A 13635-nucleotide genomic window follows, 5' to 3' on the forward strand; every position below is an offset into this window, starting at 1 on the left:
ATATCGTCGTCGCAAACAAAGCCCGATGAATCAAAAAGCCTGTGGCCATCCTCAACATCAAAAAAGTAGCGGGGCATCGGCAACCTCTAGTGCGCCAAGTGCTTCCAGACAGCATTGTTCCGAATAGGCTGCCGAATAGGGGGCCTCAAGCAGACCATGGGAAACTGCGAGGCCCAGAGAGGCAGTCGCGTCCGGGCTTTGTTCCACTTTCCCGTCTGTTCTCTCAAGATGGGTGTTTTAACCCCTAGTGGCCCCAGTTTCATTGTGAGCAATATTGCTCACTTTCCCCGGAACGATAGTCTGTTCCCCGCGTGTACCCTTGCGCTCCTATTGCGGCGCACTGAGGTCCCCGAGTGGAAAACCAACAGCTTTTTATCCTGGTCGTTGAAGACGACCAGCTTGTTCAGAACCTTGTCGAAGACTGCCTGAGCGAGGGCGGGTTCGAGACTGTAGCAACTCCGTCCGGCGAAAAGGCCATTGAGCTACTTGATGTGGCCGAGGGCAAATACCGGGCGCTCGTCACGGACATCAATCTGAAGCCCGGTGAGATCGACGGGTGGGAGGTCGCGCGACACGCCAGAGAGATCGCCCCCCACTTTCCCGTCGTTTACATGAGCGGCATCGAAGCAGACGATTGGGCATCAAAGGGCGTACCTAACAGCATCATGTTGGCGAAGCCGTTCGCGCCCGCGCAGCTTGTCACTGCCATTTCTCAGCTTCTCAACGCGATCCCACCAGCCGAGTAAGTGCCGCCTCAGTCGCCTGTTGGCCCATAGCGACATATTGCGCTGCCGCCCGAAGTCGGTCGCTATAGGGGCAAAGCAGACATTGCTTTAGTCGCATCACGCCGCCGGGTTTATGGGTACACGGCCTAGATCGACGCGGTCGCAACGGCAACTGACCTGAAAATAGTACGGGCGAACGTTACAGAGTTTTTGAGAAACGGTAGGGATCGCTTACAATCGCAAGGCGGAGGTCGGATCACCCAATCGATGCTTCTCTGACGGTGATTCTCGCCTCACCTAGAGGCGCGGCGCGCCTTGGCTGTCTCGACACTCGCGATTTCGGCGATCGCAGGCCGGGGAGGTCATATCGACCGTCACACGGCTTTTCGAGGTTCGGCCCGCTGCAGCGCCCCCCATATTTCGGACATCGCTCGCAAACCCGCGCGGGCTCGGCCCGGCTGCGATGGGTTGGCGATCGCGCGGACAGAACCCGCGTTGCGGCCGCCGGCGGGCCGCGACTGGGCTAACTGGACCAGGCGGCTCGCGGCAAGGGCCCCGCTCTTTGGCGGTGATCTTCCAGATGTCGAGGCGGGCGCATTTTAAGACGTTCGTCGACCCGTTATTTCTTCGGCGCAGAGCCATCCTTCAACGAAGCGTCGTAATCGGCCTGCGAGCTATTGATGTTAGATTGATTGCCTGTCGCACTGCTACCGGTTGTCGTCCCGACCGTGTTGGTTGTCTCGCCCGGGGCGTGGGAAGCAGCGCCAGGCCGGTCCTGGTTGCCGACGTAGCCAGATTCGCCGGAATTGCGGGTTTTTATGCCTTTATCCGCTTCAGTCTGCACGCTTTGAGCAACACCGGATTGGGACTTTGGCTCCGTTTGCTGGGCGTCAGCAGCTATCGGTATGACTGGAAGTGCGAAAAGCAATGCCACAGACAAGTATCGCATGGCTGTTCTCCATCTAGGCCCCGCCGCTTCATCAACGTGCGCATCCCAGAACATTTCCGCCAAACTAATGAAAACTTGCGACTGCATCGTTGACACTTCTCCCGCAGAAAACTGGCAGGAAGACCGCAATCTTCATCCTTTGTCCGCCGCTACAGCCAAGTCTTGCAGCCCAAGAGCGGTTCGCGTCTCGCAGGAACGACTACGCGTCGGTTTCGTTGTGATCGTTCTCCGAACAAAAAGGGAAAGATAATGGACCGTGAACATGTGAAAGGCGCCGCCGACAAGGCAAAAGGCGCGATCAAGGAGGGGGCTGGCAAGCTTACAGGAGACAAGGACCTGCAAGCCGAAGGCAAGATGGACAAGGCTAAGGGGTCCGCCCACAACGCTGCGGGAGACGTGAAGGACGCCGCGCGGGACGCCGCTGACGCCCTCAAGAAATAAGTAGAAGAAGGTCTGAACTAGCCGCGTCGGGGCGGCTCTTTCTTTATTTCAATTCGAGGTTCGGCGAACTCCCGATGCGAACCTTGCGGTCTGCCGCGTCAAGGTCGATGTCAGGAATACAATCGAGGAAGCCGCATCTCTCTTCCTGTGAGATCTAATCGATCGTGATTGATGGTCGGTGCTCTCGGCGATTTGTAGAAGCGATGCAGTTTGGCCTGAAGGAGTCCGCTAACGGCGAGACCCTATGGTTGGTCCCGCGGCCCTTGCCTCCATGGGGCCGCTCTGCAGTGCCGCCCGCCTTTCCGCAACCGCATGATCGAACAGCTCAAGGACGAGGCCGAATGCGGCCATGTCCTCCTGTTCGATGGCGCCGTCGTCGTAACACTTGAGAGTTTGCGCGATAATCGCGTCGACCTCCCGCTGCGAAGCCAGTAGATCCTGCTCGGATCGGGCATCGCGGACCTCTGTGACAACCGCGAGAATGCGGTTGCGGTAGCTGGTGTTGTCGTCCCGTTCGTCCCGGTTCAGGTAGCGACGGAGCCAGGCGGCGCCCGAGCCGATGCCGGATAGCAGAAGCAGAGCGAACCAGAAGTAGTCGCTGTACTTGTCCAGGAAGGTCCGCTCGGTCCCGTTGATGACCGCCGCAGCGCCCCTGTGCACCGAGGGCTCCGCCTCCTTTTCCGTATCCGGCTTTGTGATGTGACCGGCGCCGGCGACGCGTTGCGTGATCGTATCGCGTACGGCGAAAAGCTGCCGGTAGAAGGCGGCCGCTTTGGCTTCCGATAGTTCTTTCCTGGCCAGTATGAGATGGTTGACGCTGATAGTGTCGATCTTGTCCTCGGGCCAGGCCGGGTTGGCGCTGAAGACGCTGCCGGGGATCTCCTCCGCTTCGTAGCGGGGATGCCGCAGGGCTATCGCCTCGGATGCTTCGACCGGGAGAAACTTCGGCGCTCCGCGCGATCGGGACGTTGCGGCGATGGCAGCAGCCGTGATTTTGCTGTCTAGGGGACCGACGGCGAGGTACGCATCCAGAGTGGTGTCCTGCGCCAGCTTTTCGATCTCTTCGGTCCCGAACTGAGCCGTGGCGACCTTATCGGGAGGCACGCCCGATCCCTCAAGAATCGTCCGCAGGAGCGCGAGGTTGGCGCCGGTCTTTCCGATGATACCGACCTTGTGTCCCGCAAGATCGGCGATCTCACCGATCTTCGCGACGGGCTTCTTTTTGGAGTCTTTGCCTGCTCTTCCGGAAGGCGACCATATCACGACGTAGTTCTTGCGCAGGACGGCGAGCGTCTGCCCGTCAGCCGGCATCTCAAGGTCGCTGCGTCCGACCGCCAAGTCGGTTTTGCCGGTGCCCATGAGGGCCAGGGATTCGGCCGCTCCTGGGGTGGTGAGGGTGGCAAGCCTGACGGTCCTGCTTTCCTCCTCGAAGGCCTCGGCCATCACCTGCACAACCTGATGGTCTTCGCTCCCTGCGGGGCCGACGGCCATCCGAAGGGTCTCGGGCTGCAGGATGTAGAATAGGCCGGCCGCTGCACCTCCGAAGGCGACAAATCCCGCAGCCAACAAGATCAGGAGCCTACGTTGGCGTCGATCGGCAGGACCACCGAGCGGGGCAGACGGCGACATTTGGCAGACCTTTGTGACAGGGTAGCGCTATGCGGACGTCTCCGTGCGATTACGACCACATCATCGAGCAAGCCATGCCGACTATGCACAGGAACATCGCGACGGTCCCGGTCCAGCCTAGCCAATAGACCGGCCCCGAAATCACCCGATCCCCCAGACCGACTTCCGCCGTACCAGCGGCATCATCACGGTCATGATCGGAGCGGCCAGTATACCGTTGATAACCGCGCTCCAATATAGCGCCTTGATCGGGTCGAGCGCTGTGAAGTTGAGCCCGACGCCGAGGGCGACCGAAAGCGCGAGTACACCATAGAACGCGACGGCCTCCTTCGGCTTTCTTGACAGGCCGACCGGCCACTTGCGACCTTCTCCGATAGCGTAGGCTGTCGATCCGGCCAGCACCGGGATCGCAAGCAGGCCCGTTCCGATGATGCCGAGCGCAAAGATCAACTCGGCCATTGCCCCCGCGACGGGCCTCCGCGATCATCGTGATCGGCGCCCACCATCACCTGGAAGGGCGGCAGCCGCCGTCCCTGCGATTCGCCGCAGCTGGAGTGCGAATTCCAGCCTGGCTGCAGCAGTCCGCTAGACCACCCGGCGGCTTCGTCCGGCCACGAGGCCGTAGACGAACAGCACGATGATGGCGCCGACGACCGCGCCCACCAGACCGGCTCCCTCCCCTGGCCGGTACCAGCCCAGGGCTTGCCCGAGATAGGTCGCCACGAATGCGCCTACGATTCCCAAGATTGTCGTCAAGATGAATCCTGACGGCTCGTTGTCGCCTGGCATGATGAGTTTCGCGATGACGCCCGCGACGAAGCCTATAATAATCGTCCAGAGAATACCCATCTTCTCTCCAAGGCTCGCTATGCCGCGGCCGGGATGCGGCCCTCAGGCGTGTACTTGTCCACGGCGTTCGGCAGCTCCCGGGACAGTCGTTCAAGAATTTCCTGTTGCGAGAGGCCAGTTTGCTGCTCAAGCTTTTGAAGCACGTCTGGCCCGATGGCCTGCTTGAGTTCTGGCGGGCTCACTTCCCGGTTCGGACCCTGATTGATCCACGATTGCGCGGTTTCTCCCTGACCATTCTGCTTGAAGTGCTCCAGCAGCTCGCCCAATCCGCCGTTCAGAAGAGAAACCACGCCGCCCCCTCCCAACAGCCCTCCGATATTCCCAATCATCCCGCTGAGCGGGTCTGCGCTCCGAGCTCCCTGTTGCTCCGAAGTCGCGTTGCGGAACATACCGGCGAGCTTGTCCCGATTTTGGTAGCCCGCGATCGCGAGCAAGCCCAGCAGGGCGGTCATTGATGGCATTCCGCGGCTCATGGTCGGCTCCTATTCAGCGGACAGATGTGGACAGGCAAAAAGTATCGAACTTTAGAAGCGCATTGCTCAACAAGTGCTACGCACCGAAGTTCCGACTTGTCGCGACCGCCGCTCCGATATGATGGAAGGCACGTGGCCTGCCTCAAGGCGGGCTCACTTTTACTCATCGTCAAGGAGACTTCATCTCGGCACGAGCAGCTGCTGTCGCGTCCATCCCGGCTTGTTTAAGCCGGTCTACGACTTCGGCGCCTGTGTCGCTGATCTCTGCGACGACGGTGTCCGACGCCTCCCGCAGGGCCTGCGAGACCGCACCGGCGCGTCGATTCAGATCCGCCTTCACGTCGTCGCTGACGTCGCCGATGTACTTGTTCTCGATATCGGACGCGCGAAACGCGCCTGCGACCGCCGCACCGATCGCGACACCCACGACGCCGAGCACGAGGGGTTGCCGGTCAAGCATATCCGCAAGCGACGATTTCGCGCTGTCGATGGTTTGTCTGTCCAGAAACGAACTGCGGAGCTTGCTGAATTGCTCCTGTGCGAAGGCGACGCCCTCGTCGAAGCGGTCGCGCACGTTGTCGGCAGCTCCCGACATTGCATCGGAAGCGGCAGTGGTCGCGCCCCGAAACGTGTCTCCGGCGTCCATTGATCCGGGGTGGTCCATCTCAGGTGCGGTCGGAGGCGCGACGGTCTGCTTGACGGTGGTTGCCGCCGACCTAAGACTATTCGTCCCAGCGTCGGCGGCCGATGCAACGGCCTCCGTCGCCGATCGCGCCGCACTCTTCAGCCTCTGGTCGCCAGCGAGCAACCAGAGCGCTCCGCCCCCGATCAGCGCGGCGGCGAGCGGGTTTTCTCGCGCGGCGGCCACCAAACTGTCCATAAAGCTAGTCTTCGTGCTGCTCATCGCACCATTCCCTTCACGGTATCCTTATCCTTTTCGAGCTGGCCAATCGTTTCGCGAGGGGCCAGCTGACGCGCATCAAGCCGGTTGATGCCGATCGCAACCAGCACGGCGGCGATGGCCGCTGCGATGACTGCCGAGGTCAGATAGGAGACCGGCGGCGACCATCCGGCCGAGATCAATGCTGCGGACAAGGCGAACAGCGCCATGACGATCGCGGGGATCACCAGAACAGCGCCACCTACGATTAGGCCTAACGCCCCGCCGATCTTCTGAAGCTTGTCGCCAAGCTCCGCCTTTGCCAGGTCCATTTCATTCTGGAAGAGCTTGCCGAACTGCGACATGGCATCGCCGAGCAGTGTCGAGATAGCCCTGAATTCGCTCTGGCTGGTTTTGATATCGCGCTCGATGCTCATGGTATCGTGCTGCCCTGTGCCGACGAGGTTTGTTTCGTATCAGAACTGCGCTGCATGGAGTCCTGAGCCCAGGTTTGTTGTCCCGCCGAGAACGAACCGCCCGGCCTCTGACCGCGTTGCGACGACGACGATCTCTCCGTCGTGTCGCGCTGCTGAGAGGATGACGAGGGCGCGCCCGATGCCTTGAGGAAGCGGACGGCGGCGAACCCTGCCAGCACCGATATCCCGAGAAAGGCGGCGGGCTGACGTTTGGCAAAATCGGTCGCACCCTCGACGAGATCTCTGAAGCTTCCTTCCCGGATCTTTTGCGCAGCGTCCTCGACATAGTCGGCGGCGGAATCGATCCCCCGGGCCGCGAACGGCACGTCTGCCTCAAACGCGCGGCCGGCTTCGCGTATGTTGCCCGCCAGGCGCTCGATGAATTCGGCGCCGGACCGCTGCTGCTCGCGGGCCTGGCTCTGGATCTGGTCAACGGCTCCGTCCGCGACGCCCTTCGCTGCATCCGCGGCCTCGCCGAACTTATCCCGTGCAAGACCGGCCGATGCCTGGAAAGCATCGCCGGCGCGCTGCTTCATCTCCGCTCCGGCCTCGCCAAGCTGTTCTTTCAAGTCCTTCGCGGCGCCCTTGTCCTGGTTCTTTCCGAAATGGGTGACGTTGTGTGGGTCCAAATCGCTCATGTTGGTTTTCCTTCAAGTGTTGGTTCGAGAGGGGCTAAAGGCAGCTTTGACCACGTCTTCGGCTGCCTCCTTCAATGTGTCCGCCATGTTCTGCGTCATACGGCTGGCATCGCTGCCGAGATCGGCTTCGGCGACCTTTTGCGTCGCAGCGTCGGCTGCGGATGTGGTCGCGTCTTTCGCCGCCTCCAATCCGGATTGCGCCGCAGCGGCCGCAGCCTGCTTCACTCCGTCACTTGCCCGGCCCATCACCTTGGCTTCAGCCTTGGTCTCAGGGAGAGCGGCAGCAATGATGGCGCCGATCGCGATGCCCAAGCCCCCAATCAGGGCGGCATTGTCGCCGATGGTCTGTCGGGCCTGGTCAGGCGCGTTCGCAGCAGCATCCTTGGCTGCGTCCATGCCGCTCTTGAGCTTTTCACTTGCGAAGCTCGCAGCCTGCGCCGCGTTCGCCCGCAGATCAGAGGCGAGACCGGCGGCCTTGCCCTGCGCCTCACCGGCCAGCCCGGCGGCTCGGCTTTGAGCGGAGGATAGCGTCTCCCTGGCGTCTCCCTGAAGGACGCGGGCGCCCTCCGCCACGTCCGCAAGCATATGCTCGGCTTTGTCCATTACCGGACCGGTAATGTCGGCCGCGCGATCCCGCACTGTCTTCGAGGTCAGGGCCAGCCCGGCCCCGATCATGAGGAGCGGCAGCGGCGTGCCTCGCACCATGCGGAGCAGCGGGACACCCACCGCGGCGCCCGCGGCCACCGCGCGCATCGGATTATCCATGATCTGTTGCTTGAGCCCGTCGAGCCAACTCTGGGTCTTGTGGCTGACGTATTCGGTGACCTCGGATTTGATGTGCTGCGGCGAGACTTTGTGGCGAATGTCGTCAGCCGTGTCCGATATCTGCTCCTTCAACCGACCGACGGTCGCCGCCAGCTCCGCACGGCTACGCTCGGACTCGCGTCTCAATTCCTCCACGGATCGTGTCATCGCGTTACCCTGTTCATATTTCTTGCATCTGAGATCGAACTCACGCTTTCTTGAATCGTTCCTCGCATCGCTTGGCAGCCGCCCAAGGCGACAAAAACGGTTTGCTCAAACGGGAGGGGAGTGCCCGGCGACAGCGGTAAAGCTGCTTGCCAGTCATCCGCGGAGAAGACGCCGGCCTGAGAAGACGCGGTCGTGAGGAAGGTCAGAAAGAATTCTAACGTAGGGCCAGAGACCCTTCGCTGTCTGGCCCACGAATAAAAAGGACCGCTTTCGAGCGGCCCTGGTTGCGATTCACCAATGACGGTGGCGGCTCCAGCCATAGTGATGGCCACGGCCCCTTCCCCACCCGTAATGATGGCCGCGGCCGCCGCGGTGCCCCCATCTGTGGCCGCCGCCATGACCGTGGCCGCCTTTGACTTCGATCGCGGTCGAGGCAAGTCCACCAATTGCATTCGGAGGCGCAACAGGCATTGCCGAGACGGACGTTGTAAAAGCTATGGCAACAGCGCACGTCAGATAGCTGAGCCCGCAAATCCATTTCATGTATTGTGCCTCCCTGTGGGCCGGCGCGTCCGTGGCACCGGGTATGAGCCCCAACAGTCGAACCGGGAAGAAGTTGCAATCCGGCGACGATGGCGTCGGAACGACGCTGCTTCAAGGCGAGGCTTGGTTCGGGAAACCACGAGATCAAGGTGAAAACCTTCACTGCCGGTCTAGGCGTCAAACGTATGCCAGTCAGGGGAGCTGACCGAGGGCGGCGGCCGGTGTTCGGACGCCCATTGGAAAGATTTCAGAGAAGATGGAATACGGCGCGGCGGATCAGCGGAAACCGCTCGCGCAATGGGATGAATTACACCCGCCTCTTGGCTATTAGGTGCTGGTGGGCCGGCTCGGGCGAGGTCTGGTCTGCCCCTAGGTGGGACGTGATGGCGGGCCCGACGAACCGACGTGAAGGGCCAGAAGCGGTATCTGACACGCGGATGGAAAGAGGCCGCCACCTGATGTAGCCTTACTCTTTCTCTTTGCGGGGACCACCTTCGGCATTCTGTGCGAGCTTGATCCACTCGCCGGCCAGCCGCAACCACGCCTCTTTGTCGAGCGGGTTAACCGCCCGCTCCGCCAGTTGACGGCACTCGTCGGCTTGAGCGCGGAACCGAGCAACATCCTGCTCTGACATCGCATCGGGATAGTACAGACTGCCTCCCACTACAACGCTCACTTTGGCGATTGTAGCCCGGGCGAGTTCAGCCATTCGCTGATGTGTGCGCCGGTCTCGGCTTGCCGGGCTTTGCGGATCGCCCGCTCCCGCTCGATACCTGGTGGAAGCGATCTGGCTTCATCGCGCAGGCGCAGCGCTTGTTCGGTAAGGCGTTCTTCAAGGGATGTGATTTGCTTAATGCGGCGTCTTAGCTGCATAGCGCTAGCTCCTTTCCGGAGGAAGGAGGCGAGAGCGCTTATGGCGTTCTCATCACCGATAGATACCAATGGCCACGCGGTGATCAATCCAATCTGTCATGTGCGGTACCAGACATATGGTCAATTTTGATCGCCCTCGAAAAGTTAATGAAACCGCGATCGATTAGGACAGTTCCGTCGCCTTCGGGTCATAAGCGGTGGTCGAGGCAAATGCGGCTCGACGTCCGATTTGCCGGCGAGAGCAGACATTATCTCGGGCTCAGGTATTCTTCGGCCTAAGACCAGAAGAGGACAGGCTGAGGTCATCATTAGCGGGTATCCCTGAGACGACGCCGACCCCCATCAGCCATCGTCCGGGCCCGGCGTTCGCTTCGGAAAGGACCCGGTCGCGCAAGACCGTCGGGCAACGTTCACCGCGCTGGGCTAGCTCGATGACTCTCACAGCGATGGTCTCGCGAGCCCGCGCGTCGCCATTGATGTGAAGATAATGGCAGACTTCCTCGCAAGCCAGGGACATCGCCTCAATATCATTAGGTTCGAATGCGCCTGCTGATACGAACGGAAGGATGACACCCATAGTTCAACTCCTCTGTTTGCGGGACGCCTCCTGTTCGGCATCTCCATTAACGGGAGAGTCTGCGCACCTCTGGAGCGGAAGTCTGAGCTTTAGTGCTCACTCGGCGGCGGGGACACGTGCCACTACCCACGACCGATGCGTTCCGGATTTTCCTGATGTTCGGTTTGACCTAGAATGTATGCTAGTTTGACGATGAAAGGCGGGAAGTGTGGCAAAAGCAACGAAGAAGCGGCCCTTCGACGTCCAGGTGTTCCTCCACTCCGTGGCCGGGGGGCGGACCGTTTCGAACTATCAGAAGAATCGGAAGGTCTTTTCTCAGGGAGACCCCGGTGATGCCGTCTTCTACATTCAAAAGGGCAAGGTCAAGGTTTGCGTCGTCTCCGAGCAGGGCAAGGAGGCAGTCGTCGCGCTCCACGGAAATGGGGACTTCTTTGGTGAGAGTTGCCTAAATGGGCATCCGCTGCGGGTGGCGACGGTCGTGACGGTGACGGAATGCGTCATCATGCGGCTCGAAAAGGCAGCCATCGTGCGTGCGCTCCGCGACGAGCCGAAGTTCTCTGAGATGTTTATGGCTCACCTGTTGTCGAGGAACGCCCGAGTCGAAGAGGACTTGGTCGACCAACTTTTTAATTCCAGTGAAAAGCGCTTGGCGAGGGTGCTCCTCCTGATGGCCAACTTCGGCAAGGAGAGTAAGCCCGAGCCGGTCATAGCGAAGATAAGCCAAGAGACACTCGCGGAGATGGTCGGGACCACAAGGTCGCGCGTCAGCATGTTCATGAACAAGTTCCGCAAACTTGGATTCATTAAATACAATGGATCACTGGAGGTCCATAATTCGCTGCTTAACGTGGTATTGCACGACAGTCCTCACTTGAGGAAGCGTGCCGAAAAGGAAAACTAAACCCTCCCGACGTTGCCTCCCTGGTTTAGCTGCAACTCCTTCCGCATCTGGAAGAATGATTGCGTCTAGTGCGATTCTTCGCCCCACGTCGCGTTGATCAACTCGTGGACCGCATCGATGATTTGTGTCGGCTGGTAAGGTTTGAAAAAAAACCGGGCGCCTGCGGGAAGATCACCGGCTTGTATTTTGTAATGTCCGGATGTCGAGACGATCCTGATAGGCGGCCAACGTTTCTGGACAATTGTCGCCAACTCCAAACCGTTGATTGAACCCGCCATATCGATGTCGGTAAATATCAGTCGGATATCGGAATGCAGTGCCAGCAGCCGAATGGCCTCGTCCGCGTTGACGGCCTCAAGGATGTCGAATCCAGCTTCGCGAAGCATCTCGACCGCATCCATGCGAACGAAAGTCTCATCCTCGACAACAAGAATCCGGATAGCTTTCATGATTGTTTGCATCAGGGAGAACGCTCACAAAACTTAGGTGCAGTTGCTTGGCGTTCCAGGCTTGGCGTCGGCGCCCTATGTTCCTCAGGGCGGATCGAGGGAAAACTTGATTGTAAAAAGCGCTCCCCTTGGGATGTTTTTTGAAATTCTCAACTCGCCCATCAGCTGCCGGACCAGACCGTTGATGACTCGGAAGCCAAGGCTGTTGCGCGGCTGATTGATGTCAAATCCCTCGGGCAACCCCATACCTTCATCGGAGATCTCGACGATCAGATATCCATCGATTTCCCGGGCATCGACCCGGATTACGCCAGGCCCATCGACATAAGCATACTTGACAGCGTTGGTGACCAGCTCATTGACCAGCAACCCCAACGGAATGGCTTTGTCGGCGGAAATGACGACGGGGTCGGAATGATATTGAAGCTTGTGTTCGGGTGCGGAGCGCTGCAGATTTTCGCAGAGATGAACGACGAAGTCGGAGAGATCAACAAATCCGACCTTGCTGCCGCGCCATAAATGATCATGCACCTCCGCTATCGATGAAACGCGCATGGCCGCATTTTCCAAAGCGTTCTTGACGTCCGAAGACTCTGAAGCGCGTGCCTGAACGCGCAGCAAGCCAACGACCGAGGTCAGGCTGTTTTTGACACGATGGCTCATTTCCCGCGTCAGCAACGCCTCGTGATCGCGGGCCTCTTCGAGCTTGGCGTCCGCATGCTGACGCTCGATCGCAATACCGAGCAGGCCAGCGAAACCTGCCAGGAAATCCGCATCGGCATCGTCGAACTGTCCGGGGTCCGGACTGTCGGCTTCTAGGACGCCAAAAGGCGTGTTGCCCTCGCCTCCGCGTCTGATGAGAACGTTGATCGCACGTTTGATGCCATGATCAGCAAGGAGTTTGGGCGTTCTAAATCGCGTCTCATTTTGCAAGTGATTGGACACGACCGATTGCCCGGTCTGAAAGGCAAAGCCGGCAGGAGACTCGATATCCGCACCGAGAGACACGCGGTCGACAGTACCAGCCGGCCAACCAATGCCGGCACGCACGATCAGGCGGCGATCATCGGGGAGATATTCGAGGACTTTGGCATATGAACAGCCCAACCCACGCGCACTAAGTTCTGCGGCATTCTGTAGAATTTGCCGGAAATCCCGGGTCTGTAGCGCTGCGGTCCCGAACTCACGAAGCAGGGCCTGTTGGCGTCGACGATACGGAAGTTCATCCTGAGGATTGACAGGAGCATCCGAGGCGGTCTGAAGGACCGTCTTCTCCGGTTCGCTAGGCATTATGCCGCCCGTTCTGGATAATCATTTCAACGGAAGGCCGATCATATCCTAAACTTCGAAGAGCTTGCGACGCCGACCTAACTGAATAACCAAACTCACAACCCTGACTGCGTCTTTTCGTTCCGCCGTGCCGCGTGAGCGGATAAGGCACTCAAGGCTCTGGAGCCGTTCACTTTCGCACGGCAAAGCGTCTGCTGTCGAAGTCAGCTATGGGTCATCGCGTCGGCTTGCCCCCGATGTGAGGACTTCCGGTCAGACCGAATAAAGCGACATCGTCAGATCGGACCTGCATGTCTCGAACGGGCCAACAGGCGGCGACGTCGGATGCATCAGCAAACGAAAGAGGTCGCCAACTAAGGCGCCTTACACAAGTAGCTAGCCGGAGGCGGCTTAGTTCATTTTCCGGCGTAGATTTTCGACAAACGCACGCTGCGTATCGATGTCGTCGCTGACAGCTCGCTTAAGGTCCTCCGCCGCCTTCTCTTCGTTGGCGTTGGGGTCCTTTGGCGCCGGGGGTGGCTCTTTGTTCATGGTTCATGTAACTGCCAATATTCTCGGGTGCGATTGATGCACATCAAAAGATTGGGTTCCCAGTTCGGTTAAAATCCTCTTACATTGCCTTTTTTGAGAACGCGGAGGGCGCGTCAATGACCCGCCATCGGTTCTGGATTTATCAATCCTTGATATGGGCAATGGTAGTGCTTGGCCTCGCGGTGATCGCAGCCATGATGCGATAAGGCCGCTCCCGCCGCGCAGAACAATGGCAATTGAGAACATGTCGCCAGACGTCCTAACGCCCGCTTCGGGTCATTCACGTCGGTTTGGCGCCCGGATGCAAACGTCCGGTCTACCCCTGCGAGGCGACACATAGCTGCACCACGCCAACGGAAGCGATGGGCCATAACCGGACTCATGGACCACAGCAAACGGCGTCTTTATTCAATCACCTGCGCTTTGGCAGTCTTCAGAT

At 59.6% G+C, this 13635-nt stretch carries 15 protein-coding genes and 1 pseudogene; 3 read left to right on the forward strand and 13 right to left on the reverse strand.

Going from position 1 to position 13635, the window contains the following annotated elements; genetic code table 11:
- The first annotated feature begins 353 nt into the window (after positions 1-353).
- Positions 354-746, forward strand: coding sequence for a response regulator transcription factor (locus tag JQ572_RS34205; RefSeq protein WP_211387249.1), 393 nt, complete (start codon positions 354-356; stop codon positions 744-746).
- Positions 747-1344: 598 nt separating this feature from the next.
- Here the strand turns inward: JQ572_RS34205 and JQ572_RS35255 are convergent.
- Entirely contained in the window at positions 1345-1761 is a 417-nt protein-coding gene (locus JQ572_RS35255) for a hypothetical protein (RefSeq protein ID WP_249129713.1), read from the reverse strand.
- Positions 1762-1923: 162 nt separating this feature from the next.
- Here JQ572_RS35255 and JQ572_RS34215 point away from each other — a divergent pair, with 162 nt between their 5' ends.
- Positions 1924-2115 (forward strand): CsbD family protein, encoded by a 192-nt coding sequence (locus JQ572_RS34215; RefSeq protein ID WP_057197846.1) that lies wholly within the window; start codon positions 1924-1926, stop codon positions 2113-2115.
- 228 nt (positions 2116-2343) lie between these two features.
- Here JQ572_RS34215 and JQ572_RS34220 read toward each other — a convergent pair whose 3' ends face one another.
- The 10 genes and pseudogenes from JQ572_RS34220 to JQ572_RS34265 all read right to left on the reverse strand — a co-directional run bounded on the left by JQ572_RS34220 (position 2344) and on the right by JQ572_RS34265 (position 10025).
- Positions 2344-3744 (reverse strand): TAXI family TRAP transporter solute-binding subunit, encoded by a 1401-nt coding sequence (locus JQ572_RS34220; protein WP_211387250.1) that lies wholly within the window; start codon positions 3742-3744, stop codon positions 2344-2346.
- Positions 3745-3793: 49 nt separating this feature from the next.
- A pseudogene (locus JQ572_RS34225) lies at positions 3794-4221 on the reverse strand (divalent metal cation transporter); the annotation flags it as partial.
- A 108-nt stretch (positions 4222-4329) separates the two neighbouring features.
- Positions 4330-4593, reverse strand: coding sequence for a GlsB/YeaQ/YmgE family stress response membrane protein (locus tag JQ572_RS34230; RefSeq protein ID WP_211387251.1), 264 nt, complete (start codon positions 4591-4593; stop codon positions 4330-4332).
- Between the two features lie 17 nt (positions 4594-4610).
- The gene (locus JQ572_RS34235) at positions 4611-5066 is read right to left on the reverse strand and encodes a YidB family protein (protein WP_211387252.1); all 456 of its coding nucleotides are present in this window, start codon (positions 5064-5066) and stop codon (positions 4611-4613) included.
- Between the two features lie 169 nt (positions 5067-5235).
- Positions 5236-5970 carry a hypothetical protein gene (locus JQ572_RS34240; protein WP_211387253.1) on the reverse strand — a complete coding sequence of 245 codons (735 nt, stop codon included), beginning with the start codon at positions 5968-5970 and terminating at the stop codon, positions 5236-5238.
- Positions 5967-6383: a phage holin family protein gene (locus JQ572_RS34245; protein ID WP_211387254.1), complete on the reverse strand. Its 417-nt coding sequence runs from the start codon at positions 6381-6383 to the stop codon at positions 5967-5969. Before JQ572_RS34245 ends, JQ572_RS34240 begins: the two co-directional genes overlap by 4 nt.
- Entirely contained in the window at positions 6380-7060 is a 681-nt protein-coding gene (locus JQ572_RS34250; protein WP_211387255.1) for a hypothetical protein, read from the reverse strand. Before JQ572_RS34250 ends, JQ572_RS34245 begins: the two co-directional genes overlap by 4 nt.
- A gap of 12 nt (positions 7061-7072) precedes the next feature.
- Positions 7073-8032 carry a DUF3618 domain-containing protein gene (locus tag JQ572_RS34255; protein WP_211387256.1) on the reverse strand — a complete coding sequence of 320 codons (960 nt, stop codon included), beginning with the start codon at positions 8030-8032 and terminating at the stop codon, positions 7073-7075.
- A 1009-nt stretch (positions 8033-9041) separates the two neighbouring features.
- Positions 9042-9284: a hypothetical protein gene (locus tag JQ572_RS34260; protein WP_211387257.1), complete on the reverse strand. Its 243-nt coding sequence runs from the start codon at positions 9282-9284 to the stop codon at positions 9042-9044.
- 423 nt (positions 9285-9707) lie between these two features.
- Positions 9708-10025, reverse strand: a complete 318-nt coding sequence (locus JQ572_RS34265; protein ID WP_211387258.1) for a hypothetical protein — start codon at positions 10023-10025, stop codon at positions 9708-9710.
- A gap of 208 nt (positions 10026-10233) precedes the next feature.
- On the opposite strand from JQ572_RS34265, the gene JQ572_RS34270 reads away from it, so the two are divergent.
- Positions 10234-10926 (forward strand): Crp/Fnr family transcriptional regulator, encoded by a 693-nt coding sequence (locus tag JQ572_RS34270; RefSeq protein WP_211387259.1) that lies wholly within the window; start codon positions 10234-10236, stop codon positions 10924-10926.
- Positions 10927-10991: 65 nt separating this feature from the next.
- Here JQ572_RS34270 and JQ572_RS34275 read toward each other — a convergent pair whose 3' ends face one another.
- Both JQ572_RS34275 and JQ572_RS34280 read right to left on the reverse strand, forming a co-directional pair.
- Positions 10992-11375 carry a response regulator gene (locus JQ572_RS34275; RefSeq protein WP_249129718.1) on the reverse strand — a complete coding sequence of 128 codons (384 nt, stop codon included), beginning with the start codon at positions 11373-11375 and terminating at the stop codon, positions 10992-10994.
- 84 nt (positions 11376-11459) lie between these two features.
- Positions 11460-12665, reverse strand: a complete 1206-nt coding sequence (locus tag JQ572_RS34280; protein ID WP_211387261.1) for a sensor histidine kinase — start codon at positions 12663-12665, stop codon at positions 11460-11462.
- Positions 12666-13635: the final 970 nt, after the last annotated feature.

This window comes from Bradyrhizobium sp. SZCCT0153 (assembly GCF_018129995.1).
GTDB classification, from domain to species: domain Bacteria; phylum Pseudomonadota; class Alphaproteobacteria; order Rhizobiales; family Xanthobacteraceae; genus Bradyrhizobium; species Bradyrhizobium japonicum_G.

Bases quoted from the DNA above. Each gene is read 5' to 3' on its own strand.
- JQ572_RS35255 (WP_249129713.1), bottom strand. From the start codon at position 1,761: ATGCAGTCGCAAGTTTTCATTAGTTTGGCGGAAATGTTCTGGGATGCG.
- JQ572_RS34215 (WP_057197846.1), top strand. From the start codon at position 1,924: ATGGACCGTGAACATGTGAAAGGCGCCGCCGACAAGGCAAAAGGCGCG.
- JQ572_RS34220 (WP_211387250.1), bottom strand. From the start codon at position 3,744: ATGTCGCCGTCTGCCCCGCTCGGTGGTCCTGCCGATCGACGCCAACGT.
- JQ572_RS34230 (WP_211387251.1), bottom strand. From the start codon at position 4,593: ATGGGTATTCTCTGGACGATTATTATAGGCTTCGTCGCGGGCGTCATC.
- JQ572_RS34235 (WP_211387252.1), bottom strand. From the start codon at position 5,066: ATGAGCCGCGGAATGCCATCAATGACCGCCCTGCTGGGCTTGCTCGCG.
- JQ572_RS34240 (WP_211387253.1), bottom strand. From the start codon at position 5,970: ATGAGCAGCACGAAGACTAGCTTTATGGACAGTTTGGTGGCCGCCGCG.
- JQ572_RS34245 (WP_211387254.1), bottom strand. From the start codon at position 6,383: ATGAGCATCGAGCGCGATATCAAAACCAGCCAGAGCGAATTCAGGGCT.
- JQ572_RS34250 (WP_211387255.1), bottom strand. From the start codon at position 7,060: ATGAGCGATTTGGACCCACACAACGTCACCCATTTCGGAAAGAACCAG.
- JQ572_RS34255 (WP_211387256.1), bottom strand. From the start codon at position 8,032: ATGACACGATCCGTGGAGGAATTGAGACGCGAGTCCGAGCGTAGCCGT.
- JQ572_RS34260 (WP_211387257.1), bottom strand. From the start codon at position 9,284: ATGGCTGAACTCGCCCGGGCTACAATCGCCAAAGTGAGCGTTGTAGTG.
- JQ572_RS34265 (WP_211387258.1), bottom strand. From the start codon at position 10,025: ATGGGTGTCATCCTTCCGTTCGTATCAGCAGGCGCATTCGAACCTAAT.
- JQ572_RS34275 (WP_249129718.1), bottom strand. From the start codon at position 11,375: ATGAAAGCTATCCGGATTCTTGTTGTCGAGGATGAGACTTTCGTTCGC.
- JQ572_RS34280 (WP_211387261.1), bottom strand. From the start codon at position 12,665: ATGCCTAGCGAACCGGAGAAGACGGTCCTTCAGACCGCCTCGGATGCT.